This is a genomic window from Mesorhizobium sp. WSM4904 (genome assembly GCF_029674545.1).
GTDB lineage: Bacteria > Pseudomonadota > Alphaproteobacteria > Rhizobiales > Rhizobiaceae > Mesorhizobium.
This window is the reverse complement of the sequence record NZ_CP121354.1, coordinates 5879010-5899692: the sequence shown is the minus strand read 5'-3', so window position 1 is coordinate 5899692 and position 20683 is coordinate 5879010. Positions and strand designations below refer to the sequence as shown.

The following is a 20683-nucleotide window of genomic DNA, read 5'->3' as shown; positions in this document are numbered from 1 at the left end:
GAGGGCCATGTTCCCGTGCGCAATTGCCTCCAAATTGCCGACACGCCTTGACCCGTCGCCCTTGGACCAATAGCGGGTTCAGGGCAGAGACGATCGGCAGCAAGAGGTGGCCATGAACGTTCTTCTTCTCGGTTCGGGCGGCCGCGAGCACGCGCTTGCCTGGAAGATCGCCGCGTCGCCGCTGCTCACGAGGCTCTATGCCTCGCCCGGTAATCCCGGCATTGGCCGCCTTGCCGATTTGGTCAAGCTGGACATCGCCGACCATTCCGCGGTCGCCGCCTTCTGCCAGGAGAAAAAGATCGACCTCGTCGTGGTCGGTCCGGAAGCGCCATTGGTGGCCGGCATCGCCGACGACCTGCGCGCCTGGGGGGTCCGCGTCTTCGGTCCGTCCAAGGCGGCGGCGCGGCTCGAAGGCTCGAAGGGTTTCACCAAGGATCTTTGCGCGAAGTTCAACATCCCGACGGCCGCCTATGGCCGCTTCGGCGACCTCGCCTCGGCCAAGGCCTATGTCGAGAAGACCGGCGCGCCGATCGTCATCAAGGCCGACGGGCTTGCCGCCGGCAAGGGCGTCACCATCGCCATGACGCAGGAGGAGGCGATGGCCGCGCTCGAGGCCTGTTTCGAGGGTGCTTTTGGCGCCGCAGGTACCGAGGTCGTCGTCGAGGAATATCTGACCGGCGAGGAAGCGAGCTTCTTCTGCCTCTGCGACGGCGCCACCGCGCTGCCCTTCGGCACCGCGCAGGACCACAAGCGCGTCGGCGACGGCGATACCGGCCCGAACACCGGCGGCATGGGCGCCTATTCGCCGGCCCCGGTGATGACGCCCGAAATGACCGAGCGCACCATGCGCGAGATCATCGAGCCGACCATGCGCGGCATGGCCAATCTCGGCTCGCCCTTCGCCGGCATCCTGTTCGCCGGCCTGATGATCACGGACAGCGGGCCAAAGCTGATCGAATACAACACCCGCTTCGGCGATCCCGAATGCCAGGTGCTGATGATGCGCCTGAAGGACGACCTGCTCGTCCTGCTCAACGCCGCCGTCGACGGCCAGCTCGCGCATATGTCGGCGCGCTGGAGCGACGAGGCGGCGCTGACCGTGGTGATGGCGGCGAGGGGCTATCCCGGCACGCCGGAAAAGGGCTCGGTCATCCGCGGTCTCGACGAGGCCGCGGATGACCGCGCCGAGATCTTCCACGCCGGCACCGCCATCAATGGCGGCGCGCTGGTCGCCAATGGCGGCCGCGTGCTCAACGTCACGGCGCTCGGCAAGACCGTCGGCGAAGCGCAGGCTAAGGCCTACGCGGCGATCGACCAAATTGACTGGCCGCAGGGCTTTTACCGCCACGACATCGGCTGGCGCGCCGTCGAACGCGAGAAGGCTGGCGCCTGAGCAATTCCGTAACGTTTTCCGTCCGGAATTGCTCAAAACAAAAGTGATCAGGCAGCTTTGCTCCTGCCGCCCTTGCGTGCCCAGGCCGGCAGCCAGTTGCCGTGGGCGGCGATCAGATCGTCGACCAGTGACCAGATCTGGTCGAGGTCGAGCTCGGCCGCGGTGTGCGGATCCATCATCGCTGCATGGTAGATGTGGTCGCGGTTCTCGCTCATCAGCGCCCGCACGGTCAGCTCCTGCACATTGATGTTGGTGCGGATCAGCGCCGTCAGCTGCGGCGGCAGCTCGCCGATATAGGTCGGCTGGATGCCGGAAGCGTCGACCAGGCACGGCACTTCCGCCGCGCAGTCGAAAGGCAGCGAGGTGATGCAGCCATTGTTGCGGACATTGCCGTAGATCACCGATGGCTCGCCGGTCCAGACCGAGTTCATGATCGAGGAGGCGTATTCCTTCGATTGCTCGACCTCGATCCGGTCGGCCGAGCGGTAGGCCTCCGCCTGGCCTTTCCAGCGCTCGATCTGCTCGATGCAGCGCTTCGGATATTCGTCGAGCGGAATGCCGTATTTCTCGATCAGGTCGGCGCGACCGTCCTTGATGAAATAGGGCGTGTACTCGGCGAAATGCTCCGAGCTTTCGGTGACGAAATAGCCGAGCCGGGTCAGCATCTCGTAGCGCACCTTGTTCGGGCAGCGCGGGTTCCAGCCCGGCTTCGGCGCGCGGCCTTCGCGATAGGCCCGCACCAGGTCGGGATAGAGATCGCGATAGGAGCCGTCCGGCTGGCGGTGCTCGAACTTGAGATAGAAGGCCATATGGTTGATGCCGGCTGCGCGGTAGCGGATCTCCTCGTAGGGGAGGTCGAGATCGTGCGCGAGTTCCATCGCCGTGCCCTGCACCGAATGGCAGAGCCCAACCTGCTTGATCTGAGGGTACTTCTCCGCGATCGCCCAGGTGTTGATCGCCATCGGGTTGACATATTGCAGCATGATCGCCTCAGGGCAGACCGCCAGCGTGTCCTCGCAGATCTTCCATAGATGCGGCACGGTCCTCAAGCCGCGCATGACGCCGCCGACGCCTAGCGTGTCGGCGATCGTCTGGCGCAGGCCGTATTTCTTCGGCACCTCGAAGTCGGTGACTGTGCAGGGCTCATAGCCGCCGATCTGGAAGGCGACGACGACGAAGTCGGCGCCGGCGAGCGCCTTGCGCTGGTCGGAATAGGTTTCGGCCTTCGCCTTCACGCCGAGCGTCGCGATCAGCTTGTTGACGACGACGGCGCTTTCTTCCAGCCGCTGCGGATTGATGTCCATCAGCGCGATCGTCGCGCCCGAAAGCGCCGGCCGCTGCAGCACGTCGCCGACGATGTTCTTCATGAACACCGTCGAGCCGGCGCCGATGAAGGTGATCTTGGGATTTCTAGCCACTATGAACCTCCGGCATATGCTCACGCCACGTCGAAAGCGGCTCTGACGAGCCGTTCGGTGTAGGCGGTCTTGGGATTGGTGAGGACCTCGTCGACGGGTCCCTGTTCGACGATCTTGCCGTGCTGCATGACGATGACGCGGTGGCACAGCGCCCGCACCACCTTGAGGTCGTGCGAGATGAAGAGATAGCTCAGGCCGCGCTCGTCCTGCAGCTTGCGCAAAAGGTCGATGATCTGCGCTTGCACCGACAGGTCGAGCGCCGATGTCGGCTCATCGAGCAGGATGAATTCGGGCTCCAGCGCAATCGCCCGCGCGATGGCGATGCGCTGCCGCTGGCCGCCGGAGAATTCGTGCGGAAAGCGCGACAGGATATCGCCGGGCATGCCGGCGCTGACCAGCGCCTCGCGCACCCGTTCGACCCGCTCGCGCCGCGTCGCACCGATCCTGTTGACGACCAGCCCTTCCTCGATGATCTGACCGATCGTCATGCGCGGATTGAGCGAGGAGAACGGATCCTGGAAAACGATCTGCATGCGCGAACGCAGCGGCCGCATCTCGGCGCGCGACAGGTTCTGGATCGGCTGGCCGTCGAAGCGAATCTCGCCGCGCTTGGCGTCCAGCAGCCGAAGCAGCGCCTGGCCGAAGGTGGTCTTGCCGGATCCGGATTCGCCGACCAGCCCAAGGGTTTCATGGCGGCAGAGCTTGAGGCCGAGGTCGTCGACCGCGACCAGCTCGCGCCAGTCGGGCTTGAGAAACGTGCCGTGGCGCAGCGTGAAGCAGACGCGCACGCCGTCGGCGTCGAGAATGGTGCCGGATTTGTCGGGCAGCGGCTTCGGCCGTCCGTGCGGCTCGGAGGCAAGCAGCCGCTTCGTGTAAGGATGCTGCGGGTCGGCGAAAAGCCGTTCGGTGACGTTGTGCTCGCGCATCTCGCCATGCTGCATGACATAGACGTAGTCGGAGAACTTGCGCACCACGGTGAGGTCATGGGTGATCAGGATCACCGCCATCCGCAGCTCTTTCTGCAGGTTGCGGATCAGGTTCAGGATCTGCGCCTGCACCGTGACGTCGAGCGCGGTGGTAGGCTCGTCGGCGATCAGCACGTCGGGATCGTTGGCCAAAGCCATGGCGATCATCACGCGTTGCCGCTGGCCACCGGAAAGCTGATGCGGATATTGTTTGAGCCGCGCCTCGGGCTCGGGGATCTGCACATGCTTGAGAAGCTCGAGCGCCCGCGCCCAGGCCTCCCTGCGGTTCACCTTGCGATGCACCCTGATCGCTTCGACGATCTGGCTGCCGACCGTATAGATCGGATTGAGCGAGCTCATAGGCTCCTGGAAGATCATCGAGATGCGGTTGCCGCGCAGCTTGCGCCGGGCGCGCTCCGGGAATTTCAGGATGTTTTGCCCGAGATATTCGACGCTCGACCGCGATGACACGGTCGCCCGCCGCGACAGCAAGCCCATGACGGTGCGCGCCGTCACCGACTTGCCGGAGCCGGATTCACCGACGATCGCGATCGTCTCGCCGCGATAGAGCTGGAACGAGACGTCCTTGACCGCGTCGACGATGCCGTGTTCGACCTTGAAGGCAACCTCGATGTTGCGGGCGTCGATGACGGGCTGGTCATGGCGCCCACCATGGTCGAGCCGGACGGCGGGTGCGAAGGATTCGGCAAGCGCGATCGTCGTCATCTCTGCACCTCAATAGGGATCGACGGCATCGCGCAGGCCGTCGCCCAGCGCGTTGAAGGCAAAGACGGTGATCAGCACGAAGCCGACCGGCGACAGGATCCAGGGGTAGGTGCCGATGACCGAATAGGCCGCGGTGTCCTGCAGCATCAGTCCCCAGGAGATCAGCGGCGGCTTCACCGCGAAGCCGAGGAAGCCGAGGAAGGATTCCAGAAGCACCACCGTCGGGATCGCCAGCGTCACGGCGACGATCACATGGCTCATCACATTGGGAAAGATGTGCTGCATGATGATGCGCCGGTCGGTGGCGCCGACCGCCATGGCGGCGCGCACATAGTCGATGCGCGCCAGCGCCAGCGTCTTGCCGCGCACCTCGCGCGACATCTGCGCCCAGCCCAGCGCCGACATCACGACGATGACGAAGGCGAGGAAGACATTGGTCGGCGCGGTGACCGGGATCAGCGTCGTCAGCGCGAGATAGAGCGGCAGCTGCGGAAAGGCGAGCACCAGTTCGACGAAGCGCTGCATCCAGACGTCGAACTTGCCGCCAAAATAGCCGGAAACCATGCCGACGGTGGTGCCGATGACGGTAACGATGAAGACGACGGTGAGCGCGATCATCAGCGAGACGCGCGAACCGTGGATGGCGCGCGACAGCACATCGCGACCGAACTTGTCGGTGCCGAGGAAATGCACCGGCTGGCCGTCCATCGAGCCGAAGAAGTGCCGGTTTGCCGGGATGAAGCCGAGGAGCTTGTAGGGTGCGCCTTCGACGAAGAAGCCGAGCAGTCGCGGATGGTCGTAGTCCGGCCCGACGATCGGCTGGAAGGTGACCGGGTCGAGATCGGCCGACTCGGCCAGCGCATAGATCCTCGGCCGCGCGACGAAATTGCCGTCCTTGTCGTGGAAGCTAGCCACCTGCGGCGGCGCGAAGGCGATATCGGTGGCTTTCGGGTCCAGAGGCGCCAGGAATTCGGCGAAGACCGCCATCAGCAGCAGGAGCACGACCAGGCAAAGTCCGGCCATGCCGGTCCAGGAGCGCCTCAGCCGGCGCCAGACCAGCGCGATGTAGCTCTCATTGCCACGCGCGGGGCCACGCGCGGGCTGGCTGACGGCGCCTTCGGCCGGCGGTGGCGGGGGTGAAGGGTCGCGCGCCAGCATCTCAGTGCTCCCCGAACTGGCGCACGCGCGGGTCGAGCAGCGCGAGCAGCATGTCGGCGATGATGTTGCCGACGATCAGCGTCGCCGACAGCACCATCATGAAGGTCGCCGTCACATAGACGTCGCCCACCGCCATAGAGCCGACGATCGCCGGCCCGACGGTGGGCAGCGCGAAGATGATCGCCGTCTCGATCTCTCCGGTCAGCATGTAGGGCAGCACCACCCCCTGATACATGACCAAGGGATGCAGCGCATTGGGCACCGCGTGGCGCATGACGACGGCGCCGCCGGTCAATCCCTTGGCTTTCGCCGTCTCGACATATTGCGCGTTGAGCGTGTCGAGCAGATTGCCGCGCATGACGCGCATGTTGTAGGCGAGCCCGCCGAAGGTAGCGATCGCCACAACCGGCCAGACATGCTTGACGAGGTCGACGAACTTCGCCCACGACCATGGTGCGCCGCCATATTGCGGCGAGAAGAACGAGCCGATCTCCGACACGTTGAACTGGAAGACCAAGAGATAGACGATGATCAGCGCCATCAGGAAGCGCGGCACCGTCATGCCGAGGAAGGAGATGGCCGAGAGTGTCGAATCGATCCAGGAATATTGCCGGGTCGCCGCCCATATGCCGAAGCTGATGCCCAGCACCGACGCGAGCAGATGGCAGACCAGCGCCAGGAGCAGCGTGCGCGGCAGGCGCTCGCCCACCACATCGGCGACCGGCTTGTTGTAATAGAGGCTGTAGCCGAAATCGCCGCGGGTGACGATGCCGCCGATCCAGTTGAGATACTGGACGGGCAGCGGCTTATCGAGGCCGTGTTCTTTCCGGTAGGCCTGGGCCTGCGCGTCGGCCTCGGCGTAGGAGGCCCCGCCCTGGTTGATGAGCTGCGATTTGATGTAGTCGGCATAGTCGCCGGGCGGTGCCTGGATGATGGCGAAGGTGACGAGGCTCAAAATGGCGAGGACAGGAATCGCCGACGCTATGCGCATGAGCAGGAATCGCAGCATGGACGGTCCGCTTCCTTCTTCTGGGCCGGTCGCTCCCTCGGGGTGCGTTCGGAGGTTCCGTTTGTCCGGCCGCGCCGCAACGCGGCCGGACTGTCTTCGTCAGGGAGGTAAAGCTTAATCCATCGGTCCCTTCTCTCCAGGCTTGCCCGGAAGTTCCTGGGGAAAGAGCTCATACTTGGCCTGCTTGTCGGCCGCGACGAAGACGCGTTCGCGGACGATCGAATCTTCGGCCCAGTTGAACATGAAGATCGGCGTTCCCTGCGGAATGTTCGAGAAGCGCTTGTTGATGATCAACGCGCCCGGATATTCGGTCAGGCCGACATTGTAGACATGCACGGTCGAGATCTTCTGGAAGTCTTTCATCAGGCTGGCGCGCCGGTCATTGTCCTGCGTCGAGACGAATTTGTTGACGATGTCGACAAGGTCCTTCTCGAAGGGCATCAGGTCGACCTCGCCGCTTTCCGGCGCGCGGTGGTTCCAGCTGGTCTTCGGACCGACAGGGGCGAGCTGCTCGGTGTTCTGCACCACGGAAGTGAGCTCGGTGTCGTTGCGCCGGATCAGCCAGTCGAAGCGGCCGGAATATTCGGCGGCGTCGCGCTGCGTGCCGTTGACCCCGTTGAGCACAATCCTCAGTCCAAGCTTCTCCATCTGCGCGACGACGCCTTCGGCAAGGCTCTTGTCGGTGGTGTAGTCGTTGTTGACCAGCATCACGATCTCGACATTCTTGCCGCCGGCTGTGCCGGCCGGGAAGTTCACGAAGCCGTCGCCGTCGGTATCCTTGAGGCCGGCCTTGGCGAGCTCGGCCTTGGCGCCTTCGAGGTCGAACGGATAGTAGACGGTCGACTTGCGGTCATAGAAGCTGGTGCCGGACGAAAAGCCGCCCGGATAGATGGCGGTGAACGGCCCCTTGACCAGCGAGTCGCCCAGCGCCTTGCGGTTGAGCGCCATGGTGACGGCCTTGCGGAAATCCTCGTTGCGGTTGAGCTCGCGCAGCGCCTGGCCGCGCTCGTCCGGATTGCCCCAGCCATTGGCGGAGAAGTTGAAGCGCAGATTGTAGCCGATGAGGCGCGGACCGAAGGCGAGCCGCGCCGGCGCGTTCTTCTCGGCGGCGCGCTTCAGCGAGGCGACGAAGTTTTCCGGCTGCTCGAGGTTGGAGAAGTCGCCGGAGCCTGCCACCGCCTGTACGTCACGGTCGGCCCAGGTCGAGAGCTTGTATTGCAGCTCGTTGAGATAGGGCAGCTGGTTACCCTTCTCGTCGACTTTCCAATAGTAGGGATTGCGCCGCATGACGATGATGTCGTCCGGCCGGTATTCGACCGGCACCCAGGCGCCCATCACCGGCATGTTCATGAATTCCGGCGGGAAGGCGTTCTTGAACTGGTCGTAGGTGTTCTTCGAATATTTCGGGTGCTGCGGCTTCAATATGTGCGCGGGACCTGGGCAGAAGGTGCCGTAGGCCATCGCATAGAGATACTGCTTCGGGAACGCTTCCTTGAAGGTCCATTCGACGGTGTAGTCGTCGATCTTCTTCAGCGTCGTGCCAACGCCGAAGGTTTCCGGCGTCGCGCCGTTCAACGGCGAAACGTTCGGGTCGACGACCTCGTCGTCCCAGTAGAACATGACGTCGTCGGCGTTGAAGGGCACCCCGTCCGACCATTTGGCGCCCTCGATCAGATGCATGGTGAGGTTGTGGCCGTCCTTCGACCACTCCCAGCTCCTGGCGAGGTTCGGCAGCGGCTCGGTGTCCTTCGCTTCGACCTGGAACAGCGGCGCCGTGCGCGTCAGGCATTCGGAGAGGCCGATGTCGATGCCGCCCCAGCCTTGCGTCTGGCCGGCGCCGTAGTTCCAGCCTTCCGGCCTGCCGCCGATGACATGGCGCATCGTGTCGCCATAGACGCCGATGCCATCCGGCATGTTGCCGGTCTTGAAGACCAGCGGTTCCTTCGGCAGCCTGTCCTTGACCGGCGGCAGCTTGCCGGTCTTGACGTATTTCTCCGTCACCCAGTCCGGCTCGTGATATTCGGGCAGCGCCTTGAACTCCAGGATGGAGTCGCGCGGCACATAATGGATCTTGCCTTCGGCCGGAAACGTCGCCGGCTCGGGCGGGATCGTCGGCTCGGATGCGAAAGCGTTGAGTGCTAGAACCGAAACGCCGAGCGTCAGTCCGGCGGCAATGCCAATTCTGCGTAAGGTCCTCATTGTCTCCTCCCAGTTGTTGGACGTCTGTTGCTGCCCGCCTCTTGTTTCGGGACGGCTGAAGCGGTCGGACGTGCCTCCTGTGCGCGCGACCCGCGCCGAGTTTTCAGCCGGCCTGTTTCAGCGCCGCCTTTTCGGCGCGCAGTTCCTCGATCGAGCGCACGCTTCGCCGCGCCGCACCCGCCCATTCGCGGGTCTTGACCTTCGATTTCGCAAGCCGCTCCTTCGCCGCCGGAACGGCATGCGCGTATTGCGGCAGCCAGGCGGCTTCGGCGACGACCATCTCGTCGACCATCTGCCAGACCTCCTCCGGCGTCGACACCGCGCCGACCAGCGGGTCGTGCAGCACCGCGAGCTTCAGTAGGTCGATGTCGCCGGCGATCGCCGCATGCACCGACATGCGCTGGACGTTGATCGAAGCCATGCAGGTGGCGGCGCAGGCTTCGGGCAGCGTGATGCCGGCGGCCATGTTGATGCCGAAGCGGTCGACGAAGCCGGGCGATTCGATGATGGCATCCTGCGGCAGGTTGGCGATCACGCCGTTGTTCTTGACGTTGAAATGGCCGCGATAGACGCGGTTGGTCTCCAGCGCCTCCAGAATGTGGCTGGCATGTTCGTTGGAGCGTTTTGCGGGGTCGATCGGCTTCGACGCCGCTTCGAGGAACTGCGGATATTCCGTCTCGAACCAATTGCGGGTCTCGGTCGAGTAGCGAAGGTAGCCGCCGGTCTCGCCGTGGATCCAGTCCGACATGTCGATCCAGCGCGTGATCTCGTCGGGGCGCTTGCGGTACCAGGGCAGATATTCCGACAGATGGCCGTTGCTTTCGGTCGAATAGACGCCGAAGCGCTTCAACACGTCGATGCGCAGCTTTTCCTGCTTCGAATAGACCGGATGCGCCTCGAAGGCGGCGACCAGCTCGTCCTTGCCGATCGGCCGGCCGTTCAGCCGCAGTTCGATGAACCAGGTCTGGTGGTTGATGCCCGAACAGACATAGTCGAGTTCCCCGGGCGATTTCGCGCCGAGGACCTCGGCGATCTGCTCGGCGCCGTGCTGCACGCCATGGCAGAGACCGACCGTGTCGACCTTGCCGTATTCGATCGCGGCCCAGGTGTTCATCGCCATCGGGTTGGCGTAGTTGAGGAACTTGGCACCGGTGTCGGCGACCTCGCGGATGTCCTTGCAGAAATCGAGGATCACCGGGATGTTGCGCTGGCCATAGAGGATGCCGCCGGCGCAGATCGTGTCGCCGACGCACTGGTCGATGCCATATTTCAGCGGAATGCGGATGTCGTCGGCATAGGCCTCGAGGCCGCCGACGCGCACGCAGCTGATGACGTAGCGCGCGCCCTCCAGCGCCTTGCGGCGGTCGGTCGTCGCCGTCACCTTGGTCGGCAGTTTGTTCGCCTCGACGATCCGGTCGAGGATCGCCTTGATCATCCCGAGATTGTGCTCGCTGATGTCGGTCAGCGCGAATTCGATGTCCTTGAATTCGGGCACGCACAGAATGTCGGTGAACAGCTTCTTGGTGAATCCGACGCTGCCGGCGCCGATAATAGCGATTTTGAAGCTCATCACCTTCACCTCGATCCAATCGAATGCTAGGCAAGGAGCAACAAGGGAGGACATGGCCGCACGCCAGCATGCGTGCTCGCCATTTCGAGCCGGAAATCCGGCTCTTTCTCCTCCCGCCCGCTCCTCGACCGCGGGTCTTTCCCGTTCTTGAGGAGCCGGATTATGCGCTTATTCGAAGGCGCGGCCAGAGAAGGATTATGCTTTCGAGGGTAATTTTGTGCTGCAGGACCTGATCGCGAACGGAAAGTTGATGCGGACGATCTCGCTGCCGCGCGGACGCCAGCGCCTGCATGCCATGCCGACCAGCACCGGCTACGAGGTGCGCGAGGACGAGACCTACGATTGGGACGGGCGCAAGCGCGGCCAGACCCCGTTCACGGTGCTCCAGCATACGATCAGCGGCACCGGGCAGCTGCGCTACGAGAGCCGCAACTACCGACTGCAGGCGAACGACACGCTGCTGGTGCTGGTGCCGCACAACCATCGCTACTGGCTGGCCAGAGGCGACCGCTGGGAATATTTCTGGATATCGATGAACGGCGAGGAGGCGCTGCGCATCCACAAATCGATCCTCAGCGTCTCAGGCCCCGTCCTCCGGCTGCAGCCGGCGACTGTCGATCACCTCGCCGATTGCAGCCTGCGCCTCATCAAGGGCGCCGCCTCGCCGGGCGCGGCGTCGGCGATCGCCTATGAGGCGGCGATGGCGCTCTATGACGATGTCTTCGGCTCGCACTCCTTCGCCGAGAAGCAGAGCGCGATGCAGCCGGTGATCGATCACATCAACGCCAATCTCGACAAGCCGCTGCCGGTGGCGGAGCTGGTCGGGATCAGCGGCCTCAGCCGCGCCCATTTCTCGCGTTGCTTCGCCGAGAGCGAAGGATTGCCGCCCGCCGAATTCGTCCTGCAGCAAAGGCTGCAGCGCGCCGCCAAACTGCTGACCAAAGCGGATTTCCTGCCGGTCAAGGAGGTCGCCGTGCTGTGCGGCTTCGAGGATGCGAATTACTTCTCCAAAGTCTTTCGCCACTGCTACGGCATCACGCCGACGCAGTTCCGCACCACCGGCATGTATGCCAGCCTGGGCAATCATCGCTGACTACTGCCTGCGGTGGTCGAGCGCCGTCGATGCGGTGTTGACGGGGTCGGCTGCGGCGAAGGCGGCGTCGAGCTGTTCAGGCGTGCGCCGTGCGGCCCGCATCCAGGCGACATATTGGACGATGCCGAAGCTCGGGCGCTGCGGCACGGTCTTCACCACCGGCATGCGGAACCCGTCGCGGAATTTCTCCCAGCGCGCGCCAAGCACCGCCACCAGTTCCTCGAAGGTCGGCGGCGTCGCCACATCGGCGTAGGTGATGGTAACCTTGCCTGCGAGGCCCGCTTCGCGCGTTATCGGCACCGGGATCGAGGCGAGGTAATCGGGCGGCACGTCGATCAGACCGCCGAAGGCCCACTGCTGGCGCAATTCATCGGCTTTCATCGGCGCGACGTTTACATCGATGTCGTTGGGCGTGCCCGGCACGCGATAGGGGCAGCTGGAGCGACCGCAATTGGCCTTCGCCGAGAACTGCCAGAGCGCGTAGCCTTGCCAGTTGCCCATCGGGAAATGCACGTCGATGTCCGGCTTGTAGCGCGCGTACCAGAGCGGCAACCTGGACAGCAGCCGGTAGGTATAACGGTTGTCGGCGATATACTGGGCGGTCCTGCCGTTCGAGTAGAGCACCGGGAAGCGGCCGAGGCGTCGGTGCACCTGGCGCACGAATTCTTCCGCGTCCTCGAGCGACATCCATTGCGTCGAATCGATGCCCTCGATGTCGAGGGCTATAAGGTCGTCCGGCGCCGGCTCGGCGAAATCGACGAAATTGTTGGCCTGCTCGACCGGATTGCCGGGACGGGCGAGGTGATAGGCGCCCCATTTCAGGCCGAGTGCCTTGGCCACCACCTTGCGAGTCTGAAAAAGCTCGCGCGTCACGGCGTAGCGCTTCCACAACGCCTTGCAGAGTTTGACGTCGGTCTCGCCGCCGAAGCAGAAATAGGGCGGCGGCAGCCCGTCGGAGGCCTTGTTGATGAAACCGACGATGCGCTTGTCGGTGGCAAGCTCGGCCCAGTCGATGGAATTGTATTCGTAGGCGTCGATGACCAGCGCGCGGTCGGCATGCTTCCAGGGCTCGGAGAAATCCGAGGCCTTTGCCGCCGTGCCCAGCACCATCGCAGCCGCGAGAAGCGCCAGGCGGCGAAGAGGGCGCGCCGGCTTTTTCAATCAGGGTGTCCCCACTGACCAGGGGATGATCCTGAACCGCTATGGTTAAGGAAGTGCTTTCAAAGCCGAGGGGGCGCTCAGCGCCGGAACAGCGACTGGATCTCGAACGGATCGGGCGCCGGCTCCCGCGGCAGCGTGCCTTCGGCGGCGCGCTTCTTGTGATGCGCCAGCGAGCATTGCGGCGAGCACAATATGCCGCGGTCCGTCCAGTAGGCCGGTCCATGCTCCATCTTGCCCTCATGATACCAGAAGCCCGCGGCCCGGTAGGGGAGGCCACATTCGATGCAGCGATAGGCGTCAGGTCTGGCAAGCATGGAGTTCCGGTTCGCTTTGGTCTGCAATCGGCGGATCATACCAGCCGAGTGCAATTCGTCGTAGAAATTTTGAGCGGTATTGCAGCCTAGAACGTTGGCCATGGCCTTCGCGATTTCATCATTCTATGGCGGAGCAAGGAGCGAAGCGACGCGCGCAGACCATAGAATCCATTCCGTGACGTTGAGGCGCTTCCATGGTCCAGAATTCCGCTCCGCCGAGCCCCTCGCGCGAGGTTACGGAATGGATCCTCGGGTCTACGCGTCCGCTGCGCTCCCGCTCCGCCCGTGGATGACGAAGTCTACGCTTGCAAAATCCGCGTGACAAAGTTTGACGTTTACGTAAAAAGGAAGCGGCGAGCCGACCCAAAGGTGGATGGTTTCGCCGCGGCTGAGGTCCTACGATCGAATGGCCGGAATGGAGGAGGAGCAGCAGACATGTATCGCGCGCCGGTCGAAGACATCGCCTTCACGCTGAAGCATGTGGCCGGGCTGAAGCCTGCGCTGGATGCCGGCACCTTCGGCGATCTCGGCGAAGACCTGGTCGACGCGATCCTGGCCGAGGCCGGCCGTTTCGCCGGCGAGGAGGTCGCGCCGCTCTACAAGATCGGCGACGAGCATGGCGCGGTGCTCAAGGACGCCGCAGTCACCACGCCGCCCGGCTGGAAGGAGCTTTACCGGCGTTGGATCGACGGCGGCTGGAACGCGCTGTCGGGGCCGGAGGAATTCGGCGGCCAGGGCCTGCCCACCATGCTTGCCGTAGCCGCGCTCGAAATGTGGAATTCGGCCGCCATGGCCTTCGGCATCGGCCCGACGCTCACCATGGGCGCGGTCGAGGCGCTGGACAAGCATGCCTCCGAAACGCTGAAGGCAAAATATCTTGCCAAGCTCGTCTCCGGCGAGTGGATGGGCACGATGAACCTGACAGAGCCGCAGGCGGGTTCCGACCTCGCGGCGCTGCGCACGCGTGCCGAGCCCGCCGGCGACGGTACCTACCGCATCTTCGGCCAGAAGATTTTCATCACCTATGGCGAGCACGATTTCACCGACAACATCGTGCATCTGGTGCTGGCGCGGCTGCCCGACGCACCAGCCGGCACGCGCGGCATCTCGCTGTTCCTGGTGCCGAAATTCCTGGTCGACGACGACGGCTCGCTCGGCGCCCGCAACGACGTCTTCTGTTCTGGCCTCGAGCACAAGCTCGGCATCCATGCCTCGCCGACCTGCACCATGATTTACGGCGACGGCTTTCAGGGCACGACGCCAGGCGCCATCGGCTGGCTGATCGGCGAAGAGAACAAGGGTCTCGCCTGCATGTTCACGATGATGAACAATGCCCGCCTTGCCGTCGGCATGCAGGGCGTGGCCGTTGCCGAGACCGCGACGCAGAAGGCAATCGCCTATGCCAATGAGCGCCGCCAAGGCAGGGCGTCGGACTATTCCGGATCCGGCATGGCCCCGATCGTCCATCACCCGGACGTGCAGCGCAATCTCTTGACCATGCGGGCGCTGACCCAGATCGCGCGCGCCATCAGCTATTCCTGCGCGCACGCCATCGACCGCGCGCGCGTCAGCGAAGGCGAGGCCGCCGCCAATTGGCGCGACCGCGCCAACCTTTTGACGCCGCTAGCCAAAGCCTTTTCGACCGATGTCGGCGTCGAGGTCGCTTCGCTTGGGCTGCAGGTGCATGGCGGCATGGGCTTCATCGAGGAGACCGGCGCGGCAGCGCTTTATCGCGACGCCCGCATCGCGCCGATCTACGAAGGCACCAACGGCATCCAGGCGATCGACCTCGTCTCGCGAAAACTGCCGCTCGGCGGTGGCGAGCATGTACATCGCTACATCGGCGAGTTGAAAGCGGTGGCCGATGGCGTGCGTACGTCCAACATTGCGGGCTTCGGCCACACCGCAGACAATCTCGACCGCGCGCTTGCCGATCTCGACGAGGCGACGCGCTTCCTGCAAAAACTGATGGACGACGGCAAGGCCGATGCCGCCATGGCCGGCGCCACGCCCTATCTGCGCCTGATCTCGCTCGCCGCCGGCGGCGCCTATCTGGCGCAAGGTGGGCTGGCCGACCGCGGCCGCATCGCGCTCTGCCGTTTCTTCGCCGAAAACCTGCTCGGCGAAACGCGCGCACTGAAGGAGCGCGTCGTCGACGGCGCCGAGAGCCTTGCTGCAGCCGCCCAGGCGCTGATCTCCGCTTGAGCATTCCGACATTCAAAGGACCGACCGTGACCGACCATATCCTCATCGAGCGCCGGGGCGCCGTGCAGATCATCCGCATGAACCGGCCGGACAAGAAGAACGCGCTGACGCGCGCCATGTACGCGAAGATGTCGGCTGCCCTTGCCGAGGGCGACGCCGATCCGGCGGTTCGCGTGCACGTCTTCCTCGGCGTGCCCGGCGCCTTTTCCTCCGGCAACGATCTTGCCGACTTCCTGGTGATCGCCACGGGCGGGGAGGGCGGCAACGAGGTATGGGATTTCCTGATGGCGCTGGCCAAGACGGAGAAGCCGATGGTGTCGGGCGTCGACGGCATCGCCGTAGGCATCGGCACTACGCTCAACCTGCATTGCGACCTGACCTTCGCCACGCCGCGCACGCTCTTCCGCACGCCCTTCGTCGATCTCGGCCTGGTGCCGGAGGCGGGTTCCAGCCTGCTCGCGCCGCGGATCCTCGGCCGGCAGGGCGCCTTCGCGCTGCTCGGTCTCGGCGAAGGCTTTTCGGCCGAGCGCGCCAGGGCCGCCGGCTTGATCTACGACATGGTCGCGGAAGACGCGCTCGAGGGCGCGGTGCTGGCCGCGGCAGCCGAGATTGCCGCCAAGCCGCCGCAGGCGCTGAAGATCGCCCGCGACCTGATGCGCGGCTCCCGCGAGGAACTCGTCGCCCGCATCGAGATCGAAAGCGAGCATTTCCGCGAGCGGTTGACGTCGGACGAAGCGCGCGCCGCGCTGACGGCTTTCATGACCCGCAAGAAATAGGTCGCGCTGGGCCGGGTGGGTCGAACGCCGGCAGGGTAGAAAATCCGCTTACCGGTGCTCGGTCGCGATGCGGATGCCGAGGCCGATCAGCACCATCCCGGTCACGCCCTCGATGGCGCGGCGGATCGACGGGCGGCGCAGGAAATCCCCTGCTTTGGCGACCACGGTCGCGTAGAGCGCGAGCCAGGTGAAGGTCATGACGGCGAAGACCGCGCCGAGGCCGAGCAGCGCCGAGAAACTTTCTCCGCCGGGCGGCACGAACTGCGGCAGCAGGCTCGCGAAGAACACCGCCATTTTCGGATTGCCGAGGTCGCTGATCAGCCCCTGGCGATAGGCGCTTGCCGCCGTCAGCCGCCGCGCCGGCCTGGCGACGGTCGCCATGTCCTGCCCGTGGGACGGCCGCAGCGCTTCCTGCAGCGCCTTGAAGCCGAGATAGACGAGATAGGCGGCGCCCGCATATTTGACGGCAAGAAACAGCGGCTCCGATGCCACGAGCAGCGCGACGATGCCTGCGCTGGTGGCCAACGCCCAGATCGTCTGGCCGCTGGAGATGCCGAGCGCGGTGAACACGCCCGCCATGCGCCCGCCAAGCAGCGTGTTGCGAATGGTGATGGCGGTGTCGGGTCCAGGCGTGGCAAGCACGATGAACGAGACACCGAGAAAGGCCAGGAACAGGCTCATGCGTCTCTCCTCTTTGCGGCCAAGGCAGCTGCGAGCGCCATCCTCACAACCTCAGGGATAAAGCCTGGTCTTGTCCCAGCCGCCCTGGGCATTGCGCGAAAAGACGACACGGTCATGCAGCCGGAACGGACGGTCGTGCCAGAACTCGATCGTCTGCGGCAGGATGCGGAAGCCGGACCAGTGTTTCGGCCTGGGGATGTCGCCGATCGCGTAGCGCGCCGTGTATTCGGCCACGGCCTTCTCCAACGCGAAGCGGCTTTCCAGCGGCCGCGACTGTTTGGAGGCCCAGGCGCCGATGCGGCTGCCGCGCGGCCGCGTCGCATAATAGGCGTCGGCCTCGGCGTCGCTGACGATCTCCACCGGCCCACGCACGCGCACCTGACGGCGCAGCGATTTCCAGTGGAAGCACATCGCCGCCTTCATGTTGCCGAGAATCTCGCGGCCCTTGGCGCTCTCGAAATTCGTGTAGAAGACAAATCCCTTTTCGTCGAACCCCTTGAGCAGCACCATCCGCACATCCGGCATGCCGTCGGCATCGACGGTCGCCAGCGCAACGCCGTTGGGATCGTTGATCTCGCTTTTGGTGGCGTCTTCCAGCCATGCGGCAAAAAGCCGGAACGGCTCCGCCGCATCGGTGAAGTCACTGCTTGTTAACTCGGTTTCGTTCATAGTTTTCCAAATTTTTAACGTTGCGGGAGGAGTTCGCCGATTGTCGCGTATCGCGCAAGCTTTTGACAGCGGGCAATGGAGCGTTATTGCTTCGGCCAGTGCCAAGGCTGCGCTGCTGATATTGGCGCTTCCACTCACGGCCTGTGGTGCCGGCGGCTTCAGCCTCGAGAAGGCCGAGGTCGACCGCTCGATCATCACCTCCAGCGCCCCTTCCGCGCCTGCCCAGCCGGCAACCAGCGACAACGATTCGGACCAGACCACGATCGGCAATGCGGTCTCCTCCGCCGACATCCAGGAGCTCGGCGGCCAGGCCGTGCCATGGGCCAATGCCGGCACCGGTTCGCGCGGTGCGATCACCGAACTGGTGGAGCTCAAGGATGGCGGCCTCAACTGCCGCCGCTTCACGGCCACGCGGGAGAGTTTCGACGGCGTCGCCCTGTACAAAGGCGAGCTCTGCATGGCCGGCGCCGGCGGCTGGCGCATGCAGGAGTTCAAGGCGCTCTGATCCGGTTCGGGGTGCTTTGATTTTCGCTAGCCGATCCCTCTTGCGCTACTGGAATTTCTTCCTATCCGAGCGCATATAGGAGGCACCGTGGATTCATCTTCTCTTACAGGCAGGAAGCATGCGCGACCCCTATGAGGTGCTGGGCGTTGCCAGGAACGCATCGGCCAAGGAAATAAAATCGGCGTACCGCAAGCTCGCCAAGCAGCATCATCCGGACCAGAATCCGAATGATCCGAAGGCGAAGGAGCGTTTTGCCGCCGCCAACCAAGCCTACGAGATCGTCGGCGACGAGAAGACGCGCGCCGCTTACGATCGCGGTGAGATCGACGCCGACGGCAAGCCGAGGTTCCAGGGCTTCGAGGGCGCGGCCGGCGGTGGCGATCCGTTCGCCGGGTTCCGTCGCCAGCAGGGTCCCGGCGGCGCGCATTTCGAATTCCGCACCGGCCGTCCGGGCGGCGATCCGTTCGACGGCAACAGCGACATTTTCAGCCAGATCTTCGGCGATGCCTTTTCGGGCGCGCGCGGTGCTGGCCGTGGCGACCGTCGCCAGCCGGTTCAGGCGGCTGACCTGAACGTCACGCTGGACATCACCGTCGAGGAGGCCGCCACCGCCGAGAAGGTGACGGCGATGTTCCCCGACGGGCGCAAGATGGCGGTCAAGCTTCCAACTTACGTCGAGGAAGGCCAGACCATCCGCCTCAAAGGCCAGGGCGAGCAAGGGCCCGGGCAGCCGGGCGACGCGCTGGTCAAGATCCACATCCGCCGCCATCCGCGCTATCGCATCGAGGGCCGCGACCTGCATGTCGACCTGCCAGTCGATCTGGCCGACGCGGTGCTCGGCGCCAAGGTGGCGGTCGAGACGCCGACCGGCAAACTCGCGGTCAACGTTCCGGCATGGTCGAGCTCGGACAAAGTATTGCGCCTGAAGGGCAGGGGTTTGCCGGAAAAAGCCGGTGGCCACGGCGACCTTTATGCGCATGTGCGGCTGATGCTGCCGGAGGGCGGAGATGCCGATCTCGAAGCCCTGATGCGCAACCGAAAAGGCTGATCGAGGCGGTTTTCTCCTCGAGCCAGTCCGTTTTCGGCGCTTGAAGGGGCTGTGTGCCTGTGCGATAGGGCTCCACAAAAGCTGACATCTCTTGCGGAGAACGTGCACATGGCGGGTGGACAGGGCCTGATGGCCGGTAAGCGAGGCCTTATTCTCGGCGTCGCGAACAATCGGTCGATCGCTTTCGGCATCGCCAAGGCTTGCGTCGATCACGGTGCCGAGATCGCGCTGACCTATCAGGGCGAGGCGTTCAAGAAGCGCGTCGAGCCGCTGGCGGCGGAACTCAACGCGCATGTCGCCGGTCATTGCGACGTGACCGATCCGGAAAGCCTCGACGCAGTCTTTGCCGACATCGCCAAGCACTGGGGCAAGCTCGACTTCCTCGTCCATGCGATCGCCTTCTCGGACAAGGACGAGCTCACCGGCCGCTATGTCGAGACGACGCGCGACAATTTCCTGCGCACCATGGACATTTCGGTATTCTCCTTCACCACCATCGCCAAGCGCGCCGAGCCGCTGATGGCGGAAGGCGGCTCGCTGCTGACGCTGACCTATTACGGCGCCGAGAAGGTGATGCCGCACTACAACGTCATGGGCGTCGCCAAGGCGGCGCTCGAAGCAAGCGTCCGCTATCTCGCCGTCGACCTCGGCGCCAAGAAGATCCGCGTCAACGCGATCTCGGCCGGCCCGATCAAGACGCTCGCCGCCTCCGGCATTGGCGATTTCCGCTACATTCTCAAGTGGAACGAGTACAATGCGCCGCTGAAGCAGACGGTGACGCAGGAAGAGGTCGGCGATTCCGGCGTCTATTTCCTGTCGGACCTGTCGCGCGGCGTGACCGGAGAGGTCCATCACGTCGATTCGGGCTACCACGTCGTCGGCATGAAGGCGGTCGACGCGCCGGATATCTCGACCGTCAAGGACTGAATCCTCTCGCATACCCCTCCGCCCAGGCCCTGACCCGACCTCCGGAAGACCTGATGTATCCGCTCGTCTACATCGCGCGCCATGGCCAGACTGAGTGGAACACCCAGCGTCGCCTGCAGGGCCAGGCCGACACCGACATCAATGAGCTTGGCCGCCAGCAGGCGACTGGCAACGGCCGGCGCCTGGCCGCGATGATCGGCAAGGGTGAGGGTTTCGACTTTGTCGCCAGCCCGATGCGGCGCACCCGCGAGACGATGGAGCTCATGCGCGCGGCGATGGGGCTCGATCCGCTTGCCTATCGCACCGACCCGCGTCTGGTGGAATTGAGTTTCGGCGACTGGCAGGGCTTTACTTTCGCCGAGCTTGAGGCCCGGCATCCCGGATCGACGCAAGGCCGCCGCGCCGCCAAATGGGATTACCAGCCGCCGGGCCAAGGCGCGGAAAGCTATGAGATGCTGCTTGAACGGGTCAAGCCGTGGTTCGACGCGCTTGAGCAGCGGACTGTCTGCGTCACCCATGGCGGGGTGATGCGCTGCCTGTTCCGCTTCGTCGAAGGCATGTCCAAGAAGGAAGCGGCCAGCCTGGAGATCCCGCAGGATCGTCTGCTCCGGCTGCAGGGCCGGAGCCTGGAGTGGTTGTGAGGCAGCCTCGAAGCCCGCAAGGGGGCGGACGAAGCCCGTGAAGTCGTCATCCTTGGGCGTAGCGACGCGAAGCGGAGCGAAGATCCAAGGATCCATGCCGTGACCTTAGCCGACCATTAAAAACCGTGCAGAACTGAGGTCGTTCTACACCGTAGCGGCGCTCAGACGTTACGGCATGGATTCTAGGGTCTGCGCGCGTCGCTACGCTCCTCGCTTCGCCCTAGA

Annotated in this window: 18 protein-coding genes; 8 read left to right on the top strand and 10 right to left on the bottom strand. The window is 64.4% G+C overall.

The annotated features are described in order from the left end of the window. Window positions 1-112: 112 nt before the first annotated feature. A complete protein-coding gene (gene purD, locus QAZ47_RS28670) occupies window positions 113-1393 on the top strand; it encodes a phosphoribosylamine--glycine ligase (protein WP_278231613.1) in 1281 nt (426 codons plus the stop codon). 47 nt (window positions 1394-1440) lie between these two features. Here purD and QAZ47_RS28665 read toward each other — a convergent pair whose 3' ends face one another. From QAZ47_RS28665 to QAZ47_RS28640, 6 genes are all read right to left on the bottom strand, one after another. Next, the gene (locus tag QAZ47_RS28665) at window positions 1441-2811 is read right to left on the bottom strand and encodes an alpha-glucosidase/alpha-galactosidase (protein ID WP_278231612.1); all 1371 of its coding nucleotides are present in this window, start codon (window positions 2809-2811) and stop codon (window positions 1441-1443) included. Window positions 2812-2831: 20 nt separating this feature from the next. Continuing rightward, window positions 2832-4502 carry an ABC transporter ATP-binding protein gene (locus QAZ47_RS28660; RefSeq protein ID WP_278231611.1) on the bottom strand — a complete coding sequence of 557 codons (1671 nt, stop codon included), beginning with the start codon at window positions 4500-4502 and terminating at the stop codon, window positions 2832-2834. A 9-nt stretch (window positions 4503-4511) separates the two neighbouring features. Next, window positions 4512-5660, bottom strand: a complete 1149-nt coding sequence (locus QAZ47_RS28655) for an ABC transporter permease (protein WP_278231610.1) — start codon at window positions 5658-5660, stop codon at window positions 4512-4514. A 1-nt stretch (window position 5661) separates the two neighbouring features. After that, a complete protein-coding gene (locus QAZ47_RS28650; protein ID WP_278073336.1) occupies window positions 5662-6669 on the bottom strand; it encodes an ABC transporter permease in 1008 nt (335 codons plus the stop codon). Window positions 6670-6783: 114 nt separating this feature from the next. Beyond that, window positions 6784-8868, bottom strand: a complete 2085-nt coding sequence (locus QAZ47_RS28645) for an ABC transporter substrate-binding protein (protein WP_278231609.1) — start codon at window positions 8866-8868, stop codon at window positions 6784-6786. Window positions 8869-8971: 103 nt separating this feature from the next. Further along, window positions 8972-10438, bottom strand: coding sequence for an alpha-glucosidase/alpha-galactosidase (locus tag QAZ47_RS28640; protein ID WP_278231608.1), 1467 nt, complete (start codon window positions 10436-10438; stop codon window positions 8972-8974). 250 nt (window positions 10439-10688) lie between these two features. Between QAZ47_RS28640 and QAZ47_RS28635 the strand changes: the two genes are divergently transcribed. Further along, window positions 10689-11531: an AraC family transcriptional regulator gene (locus QAZ47_RS28635; protein WP_278231607.1), complete on the top strand. Its 843-nt coding sequence runs from the start codon at window positions 10689-10691 to the stop codon at window positions 11529-11531. Here the strand turns inward: QAZ47_RS28635 and QAZ47_RS28630 are convergent, their stop codons facing one another. Next, window positions 11532-12641 carry a glycoside hydrolase family 25 protein gene (locus QAZ47_RS28630; protein ID WP_278233902.1) on the bottom strand — a complete coding sequence of 370 codons (1110 nt, stop codon included), beginning with the start codon at window positions 12639-12641 and terminating at the stop codon, window positions 11532-11534. Between the two features lie 128 nt (window positions 12642-12769). Next, window positions 12770-13006 (bottom strand): hypothetical protein, encoded by a 237-nt coding sequence (locus QAZ47_RS28625; RefSeq protein ID WP_278231606.1) that lies wholly within the window; start codon window positions 13004-13006, stop codon window positions 12770-12772. Window positions 13007-13441: 435 nt separating this feature from the next. Between QAZ47_RS28625 and QAZ47_RS28620 the strand changes: the two genes are divergently transcribed. Both QAZ47_RS28620 and QAZ47_RS28615 read left to right on the top strand, forming a co-directional pair. Next, window positions 13442-15211: an acyl-CoA dehydrogenase gene (locus QAZ47_RS28620; protein ID WP_278231605.1), complete on the top strand. Its 1770-nt coding sequence runs from the start codon at window positions 13442-13444 to the stop codon at window positions 15209-15211. A 26-nt stretch (window positions 15212-15237) separates the two neighbouring features. Beyond that, the gene (locus QAZ47_RS28615) at window positions 15238-15987 is read left to right on the top strand and encodes a crotonase/enoyl-CoA hydratase family protein (RefSeq protein ID WP_278231604.1); all 750 of its coding nucleotides are present in this window, start codon (window positions 15238-15240) and stop codon (window positions 15985-15987) included. Window positions 15988-16035: 48 nt separating this feature from the next. Here the strand turns inward: QAZ47_RS28615 and QAZ47_RS28610 are convergent, their stop codons facing one another. After that, window positions 16036-16668 carry a LysE family translocator gene (locus QAZ47_RS28610; protein WP_278231603.1) on the bottom strand — a complete coding sequence of 211 codons (633 nt, stop codon included), beginning with the start codon at window positions 16666-16668 and terminating at the stop codon, window positions 16036-16038. A 51-nt stretch (window positions 16669-16719) separates the two neighbouring features. Next, window positions 16720-17337 carry a pyridoxamine 5'-phosphate oxidase gene (gene pdxH / locus QAZ47_RS28605; RefSeq protein WP_278231602.1) on the bottom strand — a complete coding sequence of 206 codons (618 nt, stop codon included), beginning with the start codon at window positions 17335-17337 and terminating at the stop codon, window positions 16720-16722. Window positions 17338-17377: 40 nt separating this feature from the next. Between pdxH and QAZ47_RS28600 the strand changes: the two genes are divergently transcribed. The 4 genes from QAZ47_RS28600 to QAZ47_RS28585 all read left to right on the top strand — a co-directional run bounded on the left by QAZ47_RS28600 (window position 17378) and on the right by QAZ47_RS28585 (window position 20458). Beyond that, window positions 17378-17842, top strand: coding sequence for an RT0821/Lpp0805 family surface protein (locus QAZ47_RS28600; RefSeq protein ID WP_278231601.1), 465 nt, complete (start codon window positions 17378-17380; stop codon window positions 17840-17842). 118 nt (window positions 17843-17960) lie between these two features. Further along, entirely contained in the window at window positions 17961-18890 is a 930-nt protein-coding gene (locus QAZ47_RS28595) for a J domain-containing protein (RefSeq protein ID WP_278204291.1), read from the top strand. A gap of 108 nt (window positions 18891-18998) precedes the next feature. Further along, window positions 18999-19817: an enoyl-ACP reductase FabI gene (gene fabI / locus QAZ47_RS28590; RefSeq protein ID WP_278073325.1), complete on the top strand. Its 819-nt coding sequence runs from the start codon at window positions 18999-19001 to the stop codon at window positions 19815-19817. 53 nt (window positions 19818-19870) lie between these two features. Further along, window positions 19871-20458 carry a histidine phosphatase family protein gene (locus tag QAZ47_RS28585; protein WP_278231600.1) on the top strand — a complete coding sequence of 196 codons (588 nt, stop codon included), beginning with the start codon at window positions 19871-19873 and terminating at the stop codon, window positions 20456-20458. The last annotated feature ends 225 nt before the right edge of the window (window positions 20459-20683 follow it).